Raw genomic sequence first — 18,273 nt, 5'->3', positions numbered from 1 at the left:
AGTCATACGACTCGCCATTTTTGTATCTAACATTGTGCTCTAGCTCTAGATTCGACTTTATCGATAGCTTTTCGTGCTCAATTGAATCTTTTAGCTCTTATTTACGCCGGTTTGTTTTTTGAAAACTTGATCTGTTGAATCACTAAGCCAGCAATGATCAGTACCAAGCCAAACAGGGTCGCTGGGTGAATATCTTCACCAATGATGGTCGAAAGTAGCATCAACGAGATAAACGGTGACGCAAAAATCAGATTGCTGATACGCGCTGTGTTGTTGGTCAGCTTCAGTGCTGATAGCCATAAGACAAAGGTAATGCCCATCTCAAACAGGCCTACGTAAGTCACAGCCATCCAACCTTTTGCTGTGATTTGGCTAAAGCTCTCGCCTTCGTAAAGGGTTAAACCGATCGCGAAGGGCAATGCGACTAAGAAACCAAGCAATACGCCAATCACAGGGTCAGCCTTGTTTTTGGTGTTGAGAATCCAATATCCCGCCCAAAGCAGAGTAGAAAGCAGCGCCAGTGCCACACCGAGTGGACTATCGAACTGCATGCCTAACACATCTCCTTTGGTGGCAATAACCACCACACCTGCGTAGCTGAAGGTACACGCCACCCAATCTTGTTTACGAATCTTTTGCCCTAGAAAAACCGCTGCCATTAGAGTCAGCGTGATCGCCCAACTGTAGTTGATGGCTTGAGCTTGAGATGCTGGCAACAAGTCGTAGGCTTTGAATAGAATCAGGTAGTAGGCTAGAGGGTTCACCAAACCGAGCAGTAAGTAATACCAAGGGTTTGAAAGAAACGTGGTACTCAGTTGAGAAAGCTTACCTTGAAACGCGCAAACGGCGATCAGCGCAATCGACGACACAATGCTGGCAATGGTCAGCATTTGAATCGGTGAAAACTCAGCAAGGGTCAGCTTAAAAGCAGTAGCGACTGTTGACCACAGCAATACCGCAGCAAGGCCAAAGCCCAAGGCACGACGTTCGTTCATAGCAACTCATTCTAATTTGATGGGACAGAATACGGAGCGCCTAGTCTATCTGTCGAATTTTAATACGGCAAACTGGACATTTATCCAGTATCAAAATACCATTTAATGAGTTATCTCCAATTAGGCTAAATCATTATCATGCAATGGATTATCGAACATCAGGCAACGCTTATTGCTGCTATTTCCGGCGCGCTCGTCAGCGGCGGTGTGGTGGGCTGGTGGATCAAACAGAAGTTCTCTTTTCAGCAGCGACTTCTTGAACAGCAACTCGAGTCCGACCGTTTGCTGCATGAGTCACAACAATCTCAGCTCAAATCTTCACTCGCAGAGGCGCAACAAGAGCTCAATGAGTTGGATGATGATCGAGATAAAGCGGCATTTGAACTTAAGCAGGCACATGGCAAGGTGATGGCTGCGATGGAGAAGCTGCGTTATTTTGAAGCCGTGAAGCAAGAGCGTCAGCAGTACGCTGATGAGATCAATGTGCTTAAGGATCATAAGTCTGAATTAGAAGCTGAGCTGCGCGAACAAGAAGCAAGACACGACCAAGAAAACCTCGCCAATAGCGAAAAGCTACAGTTGCTAGAGCAAGCCGAATCTCGACTTAAGCAGCAGTTCGAACTGTTAGCTAATCAACTGTTTGAGAGCAAAACCGCTAAGGTCGATCAGCAAAATAAACAGAGCCTAGAAGGTTTGTTGTCTCCATTGAGAGAGCAGTTGGAAGGCTTCAAGAAACAAGTGAATGACAGCTTCAGCCAAGAGGCCAAAGAACGTCACACCTTGGTACACGAACTGAAGAACCTACAACGTCTCAATGAGAGCATGACACGTGAAGCGGTTAATCTGACTCAAGCGCTAAAGGGTGATAACAAACAGCAGGGCAATTGGGGCGAAGTGGTACTGGCTCGAGTACTTGCTGAGTCTGGGCTGCGCGAAGGTCATGAATACCAAACTCAAGTGAACCTGCAAAACGATGCGGGCAAGCGTTACCAGCCAGATGTGATTGTGCATCTGCCACAAGACAAGCAAGTGGTGGTGGATTCAAAAATGGCTTTGGTGGCGTTTGAGCGTTACTTCAATGCTGAAACTGATCAACAACGTGATGCCGCATTACGTGATCACTTGGCTTCATTGCGCGCGCATATTAAAGGCTTGAGCCAGAAGGATTATCATCAACTCAAAGGCATACAGAGCTTGGATTATGTGTTGATGTTTATTCCGGTAGAACCTGCGTTTCAGGTGGCGATTCAAGCCGACCCTAGCTTAGTTAAAGATGCGATGGAGCAAAACATTATCTTGGTTAGCCCAACCACCTTGCTGGTGGCACTGCGTACCATTGATAACTTGTGGCGCAACGATAGACAGAATCAGAACGCGCAAGTTATCGCGGAACGTGCGAGCAAGCTTTACGACAAGCTGCGCCTGTTTGTTGATGATATGGAAGGCCTTGGCAGCTCACTTGATAGAGCAAACCAAAGTTATCAAGGGGCGATGAATAAGCTAGTCACAGGGCGAGGCAACGTGATTCGTCAGGCCGAAAGCTTCAAGCAATTGGGTGTTGAAGTGAAGAAACCGATCTCGATTGGTTTGGCTGAAATGGCGCAAAATGAGGCTTTTTCAGAAAATGCTTCCTTAGTAGAAAGACAACCTGCTGAGGATAAAGTAAACTAATCGGCCGCAGCGCCTCTAAACACAAAGAGCGCTGTCGATGAGAACTTACCATGGTAGATAACAGCATTATGGACACAAGCGTGCAGACAAATTCAGCAGTAGAGTCAGAAACCACACACTTTGGTTTCGAAACAGTCGCAAAAGACGAAAAAGTCGCGAAAGTAGCAGAGGTATTTCACTCTGTAGCCGCTAAATACGACATCATGAATGACTTAATGTCGGGTGGTGTTCACCGCTTGTGGAAGCGATTCACGATTGATTGCAGTGGCGTTCGCCCTGGTCAGCGTATCCTAGATCTTGGTGGTGGTACTGGCGACCTTACTGCGAAATTCTCGCGTATCGTTGGTGAAAAAGGCCACGTGGTTCTTGCTGATATCAACAACTCAATGCTGAATGTTGGCCGTGATAAGCTGCGTGATAGCGGCATTGTTGGCAACGTACACTACGTACAAGCGAACGCTGAAGAGTTGCCATTCCCAGATAACTACTTCGATTGCATTACGATCAGCTTCTGTCTGCGTAACGTAACCGATAAAGACCAAGCGCTGCGTTCTATGTACCGCGTACTTAAGCCGGGTGGCCGTCTGTTGGTTCTTGAGTTTTCTAAGCCAGTGCTTGAGCCACTATCAAAGGTTTACGATGCCTACTCTTTCCACCTGTTGCCAAAAATGGGTGAGCTGATTGCCAACGACGCAGACAGCTATCGTTACCTTGCAGAATCAATCCGCATGCACCCTAACCAAGAAACCTTGGAAGGCATGATGCAAGACGCGGGTTTCGAGAATACTAAATACTTCAACCTAACGGGCGGCATTGTTGCGCTGCACCGCGGTTACAAGTTCTAGTCGAACTTGGTAGCAGGCTCTTAGGGCGTGCTAAACAATAAGAATAAAGACAGAACGGATAGGTTAAGGCTTATCCGTTTTCAAAGGTAAGGACAGTCATGCCATTTGATCCATTGGTCACCGCGGTTATTGAAACCTCTTTAAATACTTTCGTGAACGATGATCCAGCCTTGGTTCGTCGTTTGTCTCGTTTAAAGGGGCAGATCATTCAAGTTAATTTGAAAGAGTTGAATAAAACACTCACTTTCGTTTTCAGCCAACAGATTGATGTGTTGTCAGAATACGAAGGGCAGCCTGACTGCTACCTATCTTTGAACCTATCGGTGTTACCTGAACTGCGTGAGCAATCGAACATCACCAAGCTGATCAAGCAAGATAAGCTGATCTTAGAAGGTGATATTCAACTGGCTCAGAAATTCGCTCAACTGATGACAGACTGCAAGCCTGATTTGGAAGAGTGGTTATCGCGCGTAACGGGTGATGTGGTTGCGCATACCTTGGTGCAAGGCGTTAAAAACGTCGGTGGCTTTGTAGCAAAACAGGCAACTAAGCATCAAAATCATGTTGCTCAAGTTCTGACTGAAGAGTGGAAGATCGCACCTGCACCGTTAGAAGTTGCGCACTTTTGCGACCAAGTTGATGACGTAAAAAGCTCCGCTGCTCGTCTTGAAGCTAAGTTGAACGCTCTGTTGGAGAAAGCATGACCCCAGCAGAACTGAAACGTCTTTATCATATTATCAAGGTACAGTTGGAATACGGCCTTGATGAGTTGATGCCGGAACACCAACTGACTAAAGCTCCTTTGTTGGCGCGAAAGTCACTGTTTTGGCTTAAGAACAAGCATCAAGATAAAGAGTTGGGTCATCGCTTGCGCCTTGCGCTGCAAGAACTTGGTCCAGTGTGGATCAAGTTTGGACAGATGATGTCGACACGTCGTGATCTGTTCCCTCCTCATATCGCCGATCAGTTGGCGTTGTTGCAAGACCAAGTTGCGCCGTTTGATGGTCAACTGGCGAAGCAAGATATGGAAAAGGCGTTGGGTGGCAGTTTAGACAACTGGTTTACCGACTTTGATATCGAGCCACTGGCTTCTGCTTCTATCGCTCAGGTGCATACCGCAAAGCTTAAAGAGAGCGGTCGTGAGATTGTTCTGAAGGTCATTCGACCTGATATTCACCCGGTGATTGACGCAGATCTAAAACTGATGCACCGAATGGCGCGTATAGTCGCTAAGTCGCTTCCTGAAGCACGTCGTTTGAAACCGGTTGAAGTGGTTCACGAGTACGAGAAAACGTTACTTGATGAACTCGACCTGCGCCGTGAGGCGGCCAATGCCATTCAACTGCGACGTAATTTTGAAGGCAGTGAAGAGCTGTATGTTCCAGAGGTTATCCCTGATCTAAGCAGCGAAACCCTGATGGTGTCAGAGCGAATCTATGGTATTCAAGTCTCCGATATTGAGACGCTAGAAGCCAACGGCACCAACATGAAATTGCTCGCGGAACGCGGTGTGACGGTATTCTTCACCCAAGTATTCCGAGATAGCTTTTTCCATGCAGACATGCACCCGGGCAACGTATTTGTTAACCCAGAGAATCCAGATAACCCTCAGTGGATTGGTTTGGATTGTGGCATTGTTGGTACGCTCAATAGCGAAGATAAGCGCTATTTAGCAGAGAACTTGTTGGCTTTTTTCAATCGAGATTACCGTAAAGTTGCTGAGCTACACGTTGATTCGGGGTGGGTGCCACACGACACTAACGTCAATGATTTTGAGTTCGCGATCCGTATGGTGTGTGAGCCAATCTTTGCAAAACCACTTGGCGAGATCTCATTTGGCCATGTGTTGCTAAACTTATTTAATACAGCAAGACGTTTCAACATGGAGGTTCAACCTCAGTTGGTGCTTCTGCAAAAGACCTTGTTGTATGTCGAAGGCCTAGGCCGTCAGCTGTATCCGCAACTTGATTTGTGGGCAACGGCGAAGCCTTTCCTTGAAACCTGGATGATGAATCAGGTGGGGCCGCAAGCTGTGATCAACGCAGTAAAAGAGCGTGCGCCATTCTGGGCAGAAAAACTGCCAGAGCTGCCAGAGCTACTTTATGACAGCTTGCGCCAAGGTAAAGCGATGAACCACAGAATGGATCAGCTTTATCAAGGTTACCGAGATAGTAAGCGTCAGCAAGCAACTGGAAAGTTTTTGTTTGGCGTTGGAGCCACTTTAGTCGTATGCTCCGCAATATTAGTTTCAAGCCCTTATGAGCAGCTATCTATGGGCTGTGGCATCGCAGGTGTCACATTTTGGTTGCTTAGTTGGCGAGCTTACCGTCGTTAGACAGTAGACTCTCTTAATATTTTTATGTGTAGACAGACCCGAGGACAATGACAATGGGTGGTATCAGTATTTGGCAACTTCTAATCATTGCTGTAATTGTAATTTTGCTATTCGGAACAAAGAAACTGCGCGGTATGGGTGGTGACTTAGGTTCAGCGGTTAAAGGCTTCAAAAAAGCGATGAGCGATGAAGACAAGCCTGCAGATAAGAAAGATGCAGACTTCGAACCAAAGAATATTGAACAGCAGAAGACAGAAGCTCACGCTGAAACAACTGCTGAAACAAAGAAAGACAAAGAGCAGGCGTAAATCGTGTTTGATATCGGTTTTTGGGAACTGGTATTAATATCTGTCGTTGGGTTAGTGGTTTTAGGGCCTGAGCGTTTGCCCGTGGCGATTCGCAGTATTTCCAAGTTTGTTGGACAAGCGAAAAGCATGGCAAACAGTGTGAAAGATGAACTTTCTCATGAGCTTAAGGTGCAAGAGCTGCAAGAAAACCTACGCAAGGCGGAAAAAATGGGTATGGAAGATTTATCTCCAGACCTTAAAGCGTCAGTCGATGAACTCAAGCAGGCCGCTGCTGAGGTTCAACGTCCGTATGCTAAGCCTGAGTCTGATAAGCCAAGTGAGACTAAACCTAGTGTCATGGAAACTGTGGAATCTGAAACCATTCAGGTCAACAGCGAAGCTTCAGCACCGTCAGATAAGAAAGCCGAATAGTCTCGCAAGGAGGAGTCGCCGGATACTTGATTCGCTAGATGTTTAAATAGATATCTATTCAAGTAAATAACTATTCAAGTGGATACCAATTCAACTGGATAGATACACGCGCGGCTCCTTTTCGATCTTCCTGTTTAAGAGGTTTGACATGTCTTCGACTGAGCAGACACAGCCTTTAATTAGCCACCTTCTAGAACTACGTAATCGCCTACTACGTGCGATTGTCGCGGTGCTAGTGATATTTGTCGGGCTAATTTATTTTGCTAATGATATTTATGAATTCGTATCAGCACCTTTGGTAGATCGTCTACCGGAAGGGGCGACGATGATCGCAACCGATGTTGCATCGCCATTTTTCACACCGCTGAAATTAACCTTGATCGCGTCTATATTCCTCGCGGTTCCGTTTATTTTGTATCAGGTGTGGGCTTTTGTTGCTCCGGGTTTATACAAGCATGAAAAACGCTTGATCATGCCGCTATTGGCTTCAAGTTCATTGCTGTTTTACTGTGGTGTGGCGTTCGCTTACTTTATTGTATTCCCGTTGGTATTTGGCTTTTTTACGGCCATATCATTAGGGGGAGTAGAGTTCGCAACCGACATCTCAAGCTATCTTGATTTTGTACTCGCGCTGTTCTTTGCTTTTGGTATTGCCTTTGAAGTGCCTGTTGCGATTATCTTGTTGTGTTGGACGGGGGCAACAACGCCTCAATCTCTGTCTGAAAAGCGTCCTTACATTGTGGTGGGTGCTTTCATCATCGGTATGATGCTGACACCACCAGATATGATCTCGCAAACACTGTTGGCGATTCCAATGTGTATTCTGTTTGAGATTGGTCTGTTTTTCGCACGCTTTTATACGCGTAAGCCAGATGCGGATGAAGAGGAAGAAGCTGAATCTTGATTCGGAATGCTTCAGTAAAAATCACATAATAAAAAAGCGGCCTAGGGCCGCTTTTTTATTATGTCTGTTTATCGAATCTTTAACTGATAGCCACAGTTCTGACATATATAGAGCTCTTTGATGCCCAAAATTTTATGCCATAGGGTTCGATGTTGACGTTGTAAGTGTTGTGAATGGTCACACATAATCAACTACCTCCATATGCAGGCGGTTGATACTATACATGTCACTTAGCTTTCTCAAATAAATTCAGGAAAAATCCGTAATAATTACTTATTAATAGATTTGTCATAAATTAAACAATGCCTTAGCATTTTTGGTGGTTATGTTTTCGACTTCTTCAAGGGTAATTCCGCGTAATTCGGCGATGCGTTTTGCTACTAATTCTGTGTAGGCTGGTTCATTGCGTTTACCGCGATTCGGTGTTGGTGCCAAGTATGGGCAATCTGTCTCTAGAATGACGTAATCCATATCGAGATGTGGGATCACCTTGTCCATCCCAGAGTTCTTAAAGGTCGAAACGCCGCCTAAACCTAAATGAAAGCCTAGCTCGTTGATCGCTTGAGCTTCCTCTAAGCTGCTACCAAAGCAGTGGAATACCCCGCGTAAGCTGCCATCTTGTTCTTTACGAAGTAGGGCAAGTGTCTCTTCAATGGAATCACGAGTGTGGATCACCACAGGTAGATCAAGCTCTTTTGCCCACTGCAGTTGAGTCACAAACGCCATCTCTTGTTCAGCCTTGAAGGTTTTATCCCAGTACAAGTCGATACCAATCTCACCCACGGCGATAAAGTCATGCTTATCAAACCAAGCTCGAATGGTTTTGAGGGTTTGCTCGATATTCGCATCCACATAACAAGGGTGTAAGCCCATCATTGAACGGCACACATCAGGAAACTGCGCTTCTGTTGCTAACATTGGTTCGATAGATTCTAAATCGATGTTCGGCAATAGAATGGTATCAATCCCTTGAGCCAGTGCGCGCTGCACAACTTGTTCGCGGTCTTCATCGAATTCACTAGCGTAAATATGAGCATGGGTGTCGATCATTGTTTTGTCCTGAAAGCGGTCTTTACTGAGTTGTCATGAGTATACGGCAGTGTGAGGAGAAGGTCATTTTTTGCCATTTATCCCTATTTTTGAGTGGGTTTCATATTTTACTGCTAGCGTCCTGAGCCATCAGTGATATGCTTTTGCCTGTATTTAGCACTTTTCATATCTAAGTATTTCGGTGCTTAGACTAGGCAAGGAGAATCTAGTGTCTGTTTCAATTCAAGGTCAATTCCCAGGTCGCCGTATGCGCCGTATGCGTAAGCACGACTTTAGCCGTCGCCTAATGGCAGAAAATCAATTGTCTGTGGATGATCTAATCTACCCAATGTTTATCCTGATGGGTAAAGACCGCCGCGAGCCTGTCGAGTCAATGCCAGGTGTTGAACGCTTGTCGATCGACTACATGCTTGAGGAAGCAGATTACCTGTCAAAGCTGGGTGTTCCTGCGATTGCTCTATTTCCAGTCGTGAACCAAGATGCTAAAAGTTTATGCGCAGCTGAAGCTCATAACTCAGAAGGTTTGGTGCAGCGCGCTGTACGTTTACTAAAAGAGCATGTGCCAAACATTGGCGTTATTACTGACGTAGCACTAGACCCGTTCACCACTCACGGCCAAGACGGCATCATCGATGAAGATGGTTACGTGATGAATGACGAGACGACTGAAGTCTTGATCAAGCAAGCATTATCACACGCTGAAGCGGGTGCTGACGTAGTTGCCCCATCGGATATGATGGATGGTCGCATTGGTAAGATCCGTGAAGCGTTAGAAGAAGCGGGACATATTCATACTCAGATTATGGCGTACTCTGCAAAATATGCATCGTGCTACTACGGCCCATTCCGTGATGCAGTTGGCAGTGCTTCGAACCTGAAAGGTGGTAACAAGAAGAACTACCAGATGGATCCAGCCAACAGCGATGAAGCGATTCATGAAGTCGCGATGGATCTTAATGAAGGTGCGGACATGGTGATGGTGAAACCAGGCATGCCTTACCTTGATATTGTTCGTCGTGTTAAGCACGAACTGCAAGCGCCTACGTTTGCTTACCAAGTATCTGGTGAATACGCGATGCACAAAGCGGCGATTCAAAACGGCTGGCTGAAAGAGCGCGAAACCGTCATGGAATCACTGTTGTGCTTTAAGCGTGCTGGCGCTGATGGCATTCTTACTTACTTCGCTAAAGATGTCGCAGAGTGGCTTGCTGAAGATAACGCACAAGCTGCTGAGCATTTAAAAGAAAAGTAACCGTGTAGATCTCACTTAAGTGATCAGTAAAGGGTTGGCCATTGTGCCAGCCCTTTCGTTTATAAGGATGAATAAGATGTCAGTTGTCGTACGTGAAGGTTCTTTAGAAGAAGTGGTGTCTGTGGTCGAGCAGATCTCTGAGTTCGCTAAAAAAGAGAGTGTCGCTTCTCTGTCAGAGCGGCTGGCAGGGAAAAAGAGCCTTATCTTAGTGGCTGAAGAAGCTGGCGTGTTGCTTGGCTTTAAGATCGGCTATGAATTGGATCAAGATACTTTTTACAGCTGGTTTGGTGGCGTGTCACCGCTCGCGAGGAACAAAGGCGTTGCACAGGCGCAATTAGACGTTCAGGAACAGTGGGCGAAAGAGCAGGGCTACAGACAGTTAAAGGTTAAGTCTCGTAACCAGTTCCCTGCAATGTTGCGCCTGTTATTGAGAAACGGTTACCTAATCGAAAGATTTGAAGAAAAAGAAGACATTAATGACCATAGAATCCATTTTTTGAAGCAAATTTAAGCACTGCTGTTAACGGTTTATAAATCAAATGAGATTTATTATCATTTAATTGTTGACTATTAAATGAGAATCATTATTATTAACTTCGTCTTAGGGAATGAGGAAATGTTCACAAGGATGTTAAGTACTCAAGTATCTACTTGGTTACCCAACAGAATTCTCGCGAACTTGTACTAAGTTCTTTTTGACACGACATTGCTCACATTGCTTCCAGTGTAATTTATAGCTTTTAGGTAAAGCTGTGGTATTCAATTTGAATGGCTTTACCGGTTTTTGCTAGGCGACATCTTCGGGTGTCGCTTTTTTTTATACCTACCATTTCAACAAGATGCATATTTAGTGGCACGTATTTTTATGAATAAAACGCCATCAGCATTCTTTTCCACAACGCAAGATCGAGAAAAGATCGTTGATCATCTGTTCGATCTGTAAAATTATTCTTTATTTTCAGTTGTTTATTGGTGTTTTTTGAGTTGTTCACCGTAGTTCTCAACAGGGTGGATAAATAATATAAACAGAGTTATCCACAGAACGCTTGCGTCTAAGAACAAAAAATAACAACAAATCGATTATAACGAACACAACCGAGTGAACGGATACAGATCGACAACGTGGAATCCAACCAACAGACGTGGCATTCTTAACAGATAATTTCTGTACTTACTGGATACACAAACATTATGGCTCGTATTCCTGATAATCCATTGATTCTGATCGATGGCTCTTCTTACCTATATCGCGCGTTCCATGCTTACCCTGGCACAATGAGCAATGGTGATATCCCAACTAACGCTGTTTACGGTGTAGTTAACATGCTGCGCAGCATGATGCGTCAATTTGCTTCTGATCGTATTGCGGTAATTTTTGATGCGAAAGGAAAGACGTTCCGTGATGACATGTACCCAGAGTACAAGGCAAACCGTCCACCTATGCCTGATGATCTTCGTTGCCAGATTGAGCCTTTGCACAATGTGATTCGTGCAATGGGTTTGCCACTTATCTCTATTCCCGGCGTTGAAGCGGATGACGTGATCGGTACGCTTGCTTCTCAAGCTTCTGCGATGGGTATGCCTGTGCTTATTAGTACTGGCGATAAAGATATGGCGCAGCTGGTTGATGACAACGTTACTTTGATCAACACCATGACCAACGTGGTTATGGATCGCGAAGGCGTGATAGAGAAGTTTGGCATCCCACCTGAGCTGATTATCGACTACCTTGCACTGATGGGCGATAAAGTGGATAACATTCCTGGCGTTCCAGGTGTTGGTGACAAAACAGCAACTGCTCTACTACAAGGCATTGGTAGCATCGAAAAGCTGTATCAAAACCTGGATGATATTGCCGCTCTTGGCTTCCGTGGTTCAAAAACCATGGCTAAGAAGCTGATTGATAATAAAGACAACGCTGAGATGTCTTACGAGCTTGCAACGATCAAACTGGACGTCGAGTTAGAAGAGACACCTGAGTCGCTTGTAAAAGCACAACCAAATACGGATGAGCTGATTAAGCTATATGGTCAACTGGTCTTCAAGTCTTGGTTGAACGAGCTACTTGAAGGTGGCAGTGGTGTGGTTGAGGCGGATGAAAAGTCGGGCGCAGTGCGCAGCAATACGGCATCAACCACTTCTACCGTAGAAATGAACACCTCTGCCGTGACCATTGATCGCAGCAACTACGAAACCATCCTCGATGAAGCGTCATTCAATGTTTGGCTAGAGAAACTGAAAGCGGCTGAAGTATTTGCTTTCGATACTGAAACCGACAGCCTAGATTACATGGTGGCGAACCTCGTTGGCCTGTCATTCGCGACTGAAGAAGGCGTTGCCGCGTACGTGCCGGTTGCCCATGATTACCTAGATGCACCTCAACAACTGGATCGTGATTGGGTACTTGAACAGCTTAAGCCGATTCTTGAAGATGACGCACAGCCTAAAGTCGGTCAAAACCTGAAGTACGATATGAGCGTTTTAGCGCGCTACGGTATCGAGATGAAAGGCATCAAGCACGACACCATGCTAGCGTCTTATGTTTTTAATAGCGTTGGCGGCAAGCATGATATGGATAGCCTAGCGCTGCGTTTCCTTCAGCACAGCTGCATCTCATTTGAGCAAATCGCAGGTAAAGGTAAGAAGCAGCTTACTTTCAACCAGATTGAGCTGGGAGAAGCGTCTCCATACGCAGCAGAAGATGCTGACGTGACTTTACGTCTTCATAACCGTTTGATGGAAAACATTGAGCAAGATGAAAAGCTAAAAGCCATCTATGAAGAAATCGAAGTACCACTGATCCCTGTTATGTCTCGCATTGAACGCACTGGCGTATTCATCGATGACATGCTGCTAGGCGCTCAATCGCAAGAGATTGCGGTTCGATTGGATGAGCTAGAACAGAAAGCCTACGAGATTGCAGAGCAAGAGTTCAACATGAACTCGCCAAAACAGCTGCAAGCGATCCTGTTTGAGAAAATGGGTCTGCCTGTTATCAAGAAAACGCCATCAGGTGCACCTTCAACCAACGAAGAAGTGCTGCAAGAGTTGGCTCTTGATTACCCGCTACCTAAGCTGATCATTGAGTATCGTGGCCTTGCGAAACTAAAGTCGACCTACACAGATAAACTACCGAAGATGATCAACGCTGAAACGGGTCGTGTTCATACGTCTTATCACCAAGCGGTGACAGCAACGGGTCGATTGTCTTCAACAGATCCAAACCTGCAGAACATCCCAATTCGTAATGAAGAAGGCCGTCGTATCCGCCAAGCATTCGTTGCACAACATGGTTGGAAGATTCTAGCGGTCGATTACTCTCAAATTGAATTGCGTATCATGGCGCACCTTTCGGGTGATAAAGCGCTTCTGGAAGCATTCCAACAAGGCAAAGATATCCACGCGGCAACGGCTGCTGAGATCATTGGTGTTGATATTGAGAGTGTGACCACTGAACAACGTCGTCGTGCTAAAGCCGTTAACTTCGGTCTTATCTACGGTATGAGTGCCTTTGGCTTGGCTAAGCAACTGGGTATTCCTCGTGGCGAAGCACAGCACTACATGGACACTTACTTCGAGCGTTACCCTGGCGTAATGCAGTATATGGAAGACACGCGCAGTGCTGCTTCAGAGCAAGGCTTCGTTGAAACCATTTACGGTCGTCGACTGCACCTTCCTGAGATTCAATCTCGTAATGGCATGCGTCGTAAAGCTGCTGAACGCGCGGCGATCAATGCGCCAATGCAAGGCACAGCAGCGGACATCATTAAGAAAGCGATGTTGTTGGTGGATGAGTGGATTCAAGCGGAAGGCGATGGTCGTGTAAAACTGCTTATGCAGGTACACGATGAATTGGTGTTTGAAGTGGAAGAGTCATCTTTAGCCGAAATTGAAAGTAAAGTACAAGAATTGATGGAATCCGCTGCAGAGCTAGAAGTGCCGCTTGTCGCGGAAGCTGGCCACGGTGACAACTGGGATCAAGCCCACTAATCAGTTTTTGACCTTAATAAGCAAATTAGTATGAGCCAGTGCACAAACACTGGCTTTTTTTTGTCTCAAATAAAGTTAAGTCGTAATAAGAATTTAGGTGTTTTAATAAAACATTCATGAAAAAAAACTACAAAAGTTGTTTTCATTTCTGAGCAATTGTTGTACATTAAATCTCGTAGGGTACAGAGGTAAGATGTTCTATCTTTCAGACCTTTTGTTTCACGTTATTGGATTAGGCTGATTCAGCCGCCCCAGTCAGTATTTGACTGGGGCGTTTTTTCTTGTGCGAAAGAAAAATATTTCCAACCTGTCATTCCCCCGTAAAACCTCTCATTTTTAGTGCCTTTTATTACACTTTCTCAAGCACAGTGATAAACCCCTGATTTGCCTTAGATCTGAAATTCGATCAGCTTTTGGTAATTTAAATCCGTCTCTAAGTCGATTGTTTTATCACTTGAAATAACTTTTATTTTACAAGTTATCGATAAAGGATTGATGGATCACGCCTTATTTATCAGTGTATTGAGTCGGTGAATGCTCAATGTAATCCATGATTTTCTGTTGTTTCTCGGTGCTGTATTTCAGTGCTTCGGCGGTGATCTGGATGGATTGTGCCATCGAAGAGATATTGTTGGTCGCTTTTACCAAGGTTTGCTGCATGGGTTTCAGGATAAGCAGATAGATAGCGGTCAAAGCGATAATAATGACGGCGATAACGGCCGCCAGCGCAATGATGATCTTGGTCTGAATGTCATCCAACAGCATTTGACTGGTTTGTTTAAAGGCGAGTCGAGATTGGTCTAAGGCTTGTGGCAGTTGATTGAGTGATGTCTTGGTGGAGCTCGCAAGCTTATTGATACTTTCAACCGTTTGATTGAGGGCTTGTTGCTGGTCGTCGCTTAGGTTGGGGTTGTTGACTATCGCTTGCAAAGATTGCGATATCACCTCAAGAGACTCACTCGCGTCTTGGGCGTACTTTTCCATGCCATCGAGGTCTAAGGTCATATCGACATTGATCAGTGGGGCTTGTTCTTGTTCTTGTTCTGCTTCAGAGGCAAACCCTGTCAGTGAGACCAACATAAGTGCAATGATGGCCAATGGTGTTTTCCACATGAGTATTCCTTTCTCATTGTTCTGATTATTTAGATGTGTCTTTTAGTATGGTTCACTTCTATTGGTTTTAGTGGCTAAATCCGATTTTTAACACTAAAAACTTATGCTTAACTCACTCATTTTTGGGCAAAAAAATACCCCACCTATATAAGGAGGGGCATTGATAAGGCTAAATCACGTGTTGTAAGTGCTCTAACCTATAGCGATAAGTAGAGGAACTACTCTGAGTCGTTGTGCTCTTCGTCTGCTAACTCATCAATGATTTGATCAGCAAGCGCAGGCGCAAACCACTCATCCATCTTGGCACGCAGTTGGTCAACGCCGATGCCCTTCATTGAAGAGAAGACATCAACCGCAACATCACCACCGAAAGATTTTGCATCGTTACGGATTTTCAGTAGCTGTGCTTTACGCGCACCACTTTTCAGTTTGTCTGCTTTTGTTAACAAAACCTGCACTGGGATACGGCTATCGATAGCCCAGTAGATCATTTGTTGGTCAAGGTCTTTCATTGGGTGACGGATATCCATCAATACCACTAAACCTTTCAGGCTTTCACGTCGTTGTAGGTATTCACCTAGCGACTTCTGCCATTTTTTCTTCATCTCAAGTGGTACTTGAGCAAAGCCATATCCAGGTAAATCGACGATATGACAACCGTCCGTTACCTTAAATAGGTTGATTAGCTGAGTTCGACCGGGTGTTTTACTGGTTTTCGCCAAGCTTTTTTGGTTTGTAACGCGATTTAGCGCGCTAGATTTACCAGCATTGGAGCGTCCTGCAAACGCAATTTCGATCCCTTCGTCTTCTGGTAAATGACGAATATCAGGTGCACTGGTAATGAAATGCGTGTTTTGATAATGAATTTTTACGCTCACTGTTAACTCCATCTCGACTTTGTGTAGTCGATTGATTACTTTTTTGTGAATTTGTGTAAAATAACCGTGCTCGGCATAAGGTCGCCTATTGTACCATGAGTGGCAACATAGAGTGGTACTGGAAGCTTGATAATTATAATGGAATGTCATGAAGAAATTAGCGCTAATTTTGAGTCTTTTAGCCAGCTGCTCAGTATGGGCTCAAGGTAGTATTGAAGCTGGTAAAGCCAAATCACAAACATGTGTTGCCTGCCACGGTGCTGACGGCAACAGCCTGATCACTCAGTACCCTAAGCTGGCTGGTCAACATGAGAAGTATCTAGAGAAGCAGTTAAAAGAGCTTAAGCTAGGTATGACAAGTGGTGGTAAGCAAGGTCGTTACGAACCTGTAATGGGTGCAATGGCGATGCCTTTATCTGAAGAAGATATGGCTGACCTAGCGGCATACTACGCCTCTCTACCTATCTCTAGTAACTCTACTCCTGAAAATGTAGTAGATGAAGGTAAGGTTCTTTACACAGCGGGTAACGCAGAACGCGGCGTAACGGCGTGTATTGCTTGTCATGGCCCTCGTGGTAATGGTACCGAACTTTCTGGTTTCCCTAAGATTTCAGGTCAGCACGCAGATTACATCAAGGCTCAACTTGAAAAATTCCGCGATGGTGACCGTAATAACGACATGAATGCGATGATGCGTGATGTAGCTAAAAAGTTAACAGACGCTGATATTGATACCTTATCGAAGTACGTTGGTGGTTTACACTAATTTGTCGGTTTCTTGCTCTTAGCCAGAGTAAAGGAATGTACGTTCGAGCGAGATTGAAGAGACGCCCCGATCAGTAATGGTCGGGGCGTTTTCTTTTGTATTGGTTTTATTAATGCGTTTTGTGTTTATGTCTGATTTATCAATGTGTGATCGATTTGTGTACAAAAGTGTGAAGTCGCACTCTTGTAGTCTTTTTGTAACACGGTAAAGTAACCGCCATCAGCTAGGAGCTGACTTAGATATGGATGATCATCTAGTCTAACGGTATAGACAGAAATGGATCAGGCTAGGACAGCCCAGCAACAAGGTGTTAGAAAAGGATAGCCAAAACTCATCAGGACGATGAACAACAAACAAATTTGGCATGGAAAGCACCAATAACAAATGGAGATTTGTGTACCAAGTTGAGTATGCAAATTTTGGCCGATATAGGCAGATTTAGAGAGCGATAGGTTTTCCTATCGCTTTTTTTATTGATTTGATGAAAAAACACCCAATACCTCTCCACTATAAACTCAGTTTCTGGTATGTTTCGCATCCCTGTTTAAGGATGTGCTATGTATACTTGTCCCTTATGCCATCACCAAGGCGTGAATCACTATTTTGAAGACAAACGCAGAGCCTATCTGCAGTGTCAGCAATGTGAACTGGTATTTGTTAAACCTGAACAAAGGTTAGAAGCAAAAGAAGAAAAAGCACACTATGATCTCCATGAGAACGATCCTAGTGATGCAGGCTATCGCCGCTTTTTATCTCGCATCGCGGATCCACTAACAGACAAAATTTCATCTAACTCACACGGGTTGGATTTTGGTTGTGGCCCAGGCCCTACGCTATCTATTATGTTAGAAGAAGCCGGACACACCATGGAGTTGTACGATATCTATTACCACCCAGAACCCTCTGTGTTGGAAAAAACGTATGACTTTATGACTGCCACGGAGGTGATAGAGCATCTTTATCACCCAGACAAAGTGTGGCAGCAATGGTTGAATTTAGTTAAACCCAAGGGCTGGATTGGTCTTATGACTAAACTAGTAATAGACGTAGACGCGTTTGCTGGTTGGCACTACAAGAATGACCCGACACATGTCGTCTTCTTTAGTCGTCAAACATTCCAGTTTTTGGCAGAGCGGGATAAGCTCGAACTAGAATTTTTTGGAAATGATGTAATTTTACTGAGGAAAGTGCAGTAATGGGTCGTAGTAAGAAATCAAGAAAGCCGGGAGCACTTGGCGCTCCGGAGCCTATGGTTACTCGTAACCGTAGTGAATCTGATGTTGAAGGTCGTGAACGTAAGCGTGTTAAAAAGCGTAAAGGCCTTAAGTCTGGCAGCCGTCACTCAGATGGTAGCGAAGCAAAACAGCGTAAAGCTGCACAAGCTCGTGATCCACGTTTAGGCAGCAAGAAAAAAATTCCGCTGATCGTTGAACCAGCGAAGAAGCCGACTAAACAAGAGCGCAAGCTATCTAACGAACAAGAGTTAGAGATGCTTGAGAATGACGCTCAACTGAACACACTGCTAGATCGTATCGAAAATGGTGAAAACCTAGGTGCTGGTCTACAGAAGTTTGTTGATGAGAAACTTGATCGTATCGAACACCTAATGGGCCGCTTAGGTCTACTAGAGCCAGAAGACGATGAAGAAGAGATCTTCGAAGAAGCACCGGTTGCCTCTAAGAAGAAAGCGAGCTCTGACGAAGACTTGCTATCTCAATTCGAAGATTTCGATTTAGACAGCTTTAAAGGTTAATA

Annotated in this window: 17 protein-coding genes; 13 read left to right on the top strand and 4 right to left on the bottom strand. The window is 44.9% G+C overall.

The features are described from left to right. Window positions 1-101: 101 nt before the first annotated feature. On the bottom strand, window positions 102-995 hold the full coding sequence (locus AB4209_RS07340; RefSeq protein ID WP_372055347.1) for a DMT family transporter: 894 nt from the start codon (window positions 993-995) through the stop codon (window positions 102-104). 138 nt (window positions 996-1,133) lie between these two features. On the opposite strand from AB4209_RS07340, the gene rmuC reads away from it, so the two are divergent. The 7 genes from rmuC (at window position 1,134) to tatC (ending at window position 7,469) form a co-directional block, all read left to right on the top strand. Then, a complete protein-coding gene (gene rmuC, locus AB4209_RS07335; RefSeq protein ID WP_372055345.1) occupies window positions 1,134-2,666 on the top strand; it encodes a DNA recombination protein RmuC in 1,533 nt (510 codons plus the stop codon). Window positions 2,667-2,731: 65 nt separating this feature from the next. After that, window positions 2,732-3,511, top strand: coding sequence for a bifunctional demethylmenaquinone methyltransferase/2-methoxy-6-polyprenyl-1,4-benzoquinol methylase UbiE (gene ubiE, locus AB4209_RS07330; RefSeq protein ID WP_029235100.1), 780 nt, complete (start codon window positions 2,732-2,734; stop codon window positions 3,509-3,511). Window positions 3,512-3,609: 98 nt separating this feature from the next. Continuing rightward, window positions 3,610-4,215 carry an SCP2 domain-containing protein gene (locus tag AB4209_RS07325; protein ID WP_017063051.1) on the top strand — a complete coding sequence of 202 codons (606 nt, stop codon included), beginning with the start codon at window positions 3,610-3,612 and terminating at the stop codon, window positions 4,213-4,215. Then, window positions 4,212-5,846 carry a ubiquinone biosynthesis regulatory protein kinase UbiB gene (gene ubiB, locus AB4209_RS07320; RefSeq protein ID WP_372055343.1) on the top strand — a complete coding sequence of 545 codons (1,635 nt, stop codon included), beginning with the start codon at window positions 4,212-4,214 and terminating at the stop codon, window positions 5,844-5,846. The genes AB4209_RS07325 and ubiB overlap by 4 nt, the downstream gene beginning before the upstream one ends. A 53-nt stretch (window positions 5,847-5,899) precedes the next feature. Then, entirely contained in the window at window positions 5,900-6,154 is a 255-nt protein-coding gene (tatA, locus tag AB4209_RS07315; protein ID WP_017060154.1) for a Sec-independent protein translocase subunit TatA, read from the top strand. Between the two features lie 3 nt (window positions 6,155-6,157). Then, window positions 6,158-6,565: a Sec-independent protein translocase protein TatB gene (gene tatB / locus AB4209_RS07310; protein WP_017060155.1), complete on the top strand. Its 408-nt coding sequence runs from the start codon at window positions 6,158-6,160 to the stop codon at window positions 6,563-6,565. Between the two features lie 148 nt (window positions 6,566-6,713). After that, window positions 6,714-7,469: a twin-arginine translocase subunit TatC gene (gene tatC, locus AB4209_RS07305; RefSeq protein WP_017060156.1), complete on the top strand. Its 756-nt coding sequence runs from the start codon at window positions 6,714-6,716 to the stop codon at window positions 7,467-7,469. A 288-nt stretch (window positions 7,470-7,757) separates the two neighbouring features. Here tatC and AB4209_RS07300 read toward each other — a convergent pair whose 3' ends face one another. Beyond that, the gene (locus tag AB4209_RS07300; protein ID WP_017063053.1) at window positions 7,758-8,519 is read right to left on the bottom strand and encodes a TatD family hydrolase; all 762 of its coding nucleotides are present in this window, start codon (window positions 8,517-8,519) and stop codon (window positions 7,758-7,760) included. Between the two features lie 208 nt (window positions 8,520-8,727). Here AB4209_RS07300 and hemB point away from each other — a divergent pair, with 208 nt between their 5' ends. The 3 genes from hemB to polA all read left to right on the top strand — a co-directional run bounded on the left by hemB (window position 8,728) and on the right by polA (window position 13,761). Beyond that, on the top strand, window positions 8,728-9,771 hold the full coding sequence (hemB, locus tag AB4209_RS07295; RefSeq protein ID WP_017060158.1) for a porphobilinogen synthase: 1,044 nt from the start codon (window positions 8,728-8,730) through the stop codon (window positions 9,769-9,771). 76 nt (window positions 9,772-9,847) lie between these two features. Continuing rightward, on the top strand, window positions 9,848-10,282 hold the full coding sequence (locus AB4209_RS07290) for a GNAT family N-acetyltransferase (protein WP_017063054.1): 435 nt from the start codon (window positions 9,848-9,850) through the stop codon (window positions 10,280-10,282). 680 nt (window positions 10,283-10,962) lie between these two features. Further along, window positions 10,963-13,761: a DNA polymerase I gene (gene polA / locus AB4209_RS07285; RefSeq protein ID WP_372055341.1), complete on the top strand. Its 2,799-nt coding sequence runs from the start codon at window positions 10,963-10,965 to the stop codon at window positions 13,759-13,761. A gap of 507 nt (window positions 13,762-14,268) precedes the next feature. On the opposite strand, the gene AB4209_RS07280 is transcribed toward polA, so the two are convergent. Both AB4209_RS07280 and yihA read right to left on the bottom strand, forming a co-directional pair. Beyond that, complete coding sequence (locus AB4209_RS07280) at window positions 14,269-14,874, bottom strand: GTP-binding protein (RefSeq protein WP_102428481.1); 606 nt, start codon at window positions 14,872-14,874, stop codon at window positions 14,269-14,271. 218 nt (window positions 14,875-15,092) lie between these two features. Continuing rightward, on the bottom strand, window positions 15,093-15,752 hold the full coding sequence (yihA, locus tag AB4209_RS07275) for a ribosome biogenesis GTP-binding protein YihA/YsxC (RefSeq protein WP_017060162.1): 660 nt from the start codon (window positions 15,750-15,752) through the stop codon (window positions 15,093-15,095). A 148-nt stretch (window positions 15,753-15,900) separates the two neighbouring features. Between yihA and AB4209_RS07270 the strand changes: the two genes are divergently transcribed. The 3 genes from AB4209_RS07270 to yihI all read left to right on the top strand — a co-directional run bounded on the left by AB4209_RS07270 (window position 15,901) and on the right by yihI (window position 18,271). Further along, the gene (locus AB4209_RS07270; RefSeq protein WP_012602993.1) at window positions 15,901-16,518 is read left to right on the top strand and encodes a cytochrome c; all 618 of its coding nucleotides are present in this window, start codon (window positions 15,901-15,903) and stop codon (window positions 16,516-16,518) included. Between the two features lie 557 nt (window positions 16,519-17,075). Further along, window positions 17,076-17,714 carry a class I SAM-dependent methyltransferase gene (locus AB4209_RS07265; RefSeq protein ID WP_010433503.1) on the top strand — a complete coding sequence of 213 codons (639 nt, stop codon included), beginning with the start codon at window positions 17,076-17,078 and terminating at the stop codon, window positions 17,712-17,714. After that, complete coding sequence (gene yihI / locus AB4209_RS07260; RefSeq protein ID WP_017060163.1) at window positions 17,714-18,271, top strand: Der GTPase-activating protein YihI; 558 nt, start codon at window positions 17,714-17,716, stop codon at window positions 18,269-18,271. Before AB4209_RS07265 ends, yihI begins: the two co-directional genes overlap by 1 nt. Window positions 18,272-18,273 lie beyond the last annotated feature (2 nt).

Origin of the sequence: Vibrio sp. 10N.286.48.C11 (assembly GCF_041469805.1) — a bacterium.
In the GTDB taxonomy this organism is placed as follows: Bacteria; Pseudomonadota; Gammaproteobacteria; order Enterobacterales; family Vibrionaceae; genus Vibrio; species Vibrio crassostreae_C.
Note: the sequence above shows the minus strand (reverse complement) of the source record. Positions and strands in the feature narration are given on the sequence as shown.

Bases quoted from the DNA above. Each gene is read 5' to 3' on its own strand.
- ubiB (WP_372055343.1), top strand. From the start codon at position 4,212: ATGACCCCAGCAGAACTGAAACGTCTTTATCATATTATCAAGGTACAG.
- polA (WP_372055341.1), top strand. From the start codon at position 10,963: ATGGCTCGTATTCCTGATAATCCATTGATTCTGATCGATGGCTCTTCT.
- yihI (WP_017060163.1), top strand. From the start codon at position 17,714: ATGGGTCGTAGTAAGAAATCAAGAAAGCCGGGAGCACTTGGCGCTCCG.
- AB4209_RS07325 (WP_017063051.1), top strand. From the start codon at position 3,610: ATGCCATTTGATCCATTGGTCACCGCGGTTATTGAAACCTCTTTAAAT.
- tatC (WP_017060156.1), top strand. From the start codon at position 6,714: ATGTCTTCGACTGAGCAGACACAGCCTTTAATTAGCCACCTTCTAGAA.
- AB4209_RS07265 (WP_010433503.1), top strand. From the start codon at position 17,076: ATGTATACTTGTCCCTTATGCCATCACCAAGGCGTGAATCACTATTTT.
- AB4209_RS07280 (WP_102428481.1), bottom strand. From the start codon at position 14,874: ATGTGGAAAACACCATTGGCCATCATTGCACTTATGTTGGTCTCACTG.
- AB4209_RS07340 (WP_372055347.1), bottom strand. From the start codon at position 995: ATGAACGAACGTCGTGCCTTGGGCTTTGGCCTTGCTGCGGTATTGCTG.
- AB4209_RS07300 (WP_017063053.1), bottom strand. From the start codon at position 8,519: ATGATCGACACCCATGCTCATATTTACGCTAGTGAATTCGATGAAGAC.
- AB4209_RS07270 (WP_012602993.1), top strand. From the start codon at position 15,901: ATGAAGAAATTAGCGCTAATTTTGAGTCTTTTAGCCAGCTGCTCAGTA.
- tatA (WP_017060154.1), top strand. From the start codon at position 5,900: ATGGGTGGTATCAGTATTTGGCAACTTCTAATCATTGCTGTAATTGTA.
- rmuC (WP_372055345.1), top strand. From the start codon at position 1,134: ATGCAATGGATTATCGAACATCAGGCAACGCTTATTGCTGCTATTTCC.
- AB4209_RS07290 (WP_017063054.1), top strand. From the start codon at position 9,848: ATGTCAGTTGTCGTACGTGAAGGTTCTTTAGAAGAAGTGGTGTCTGTG.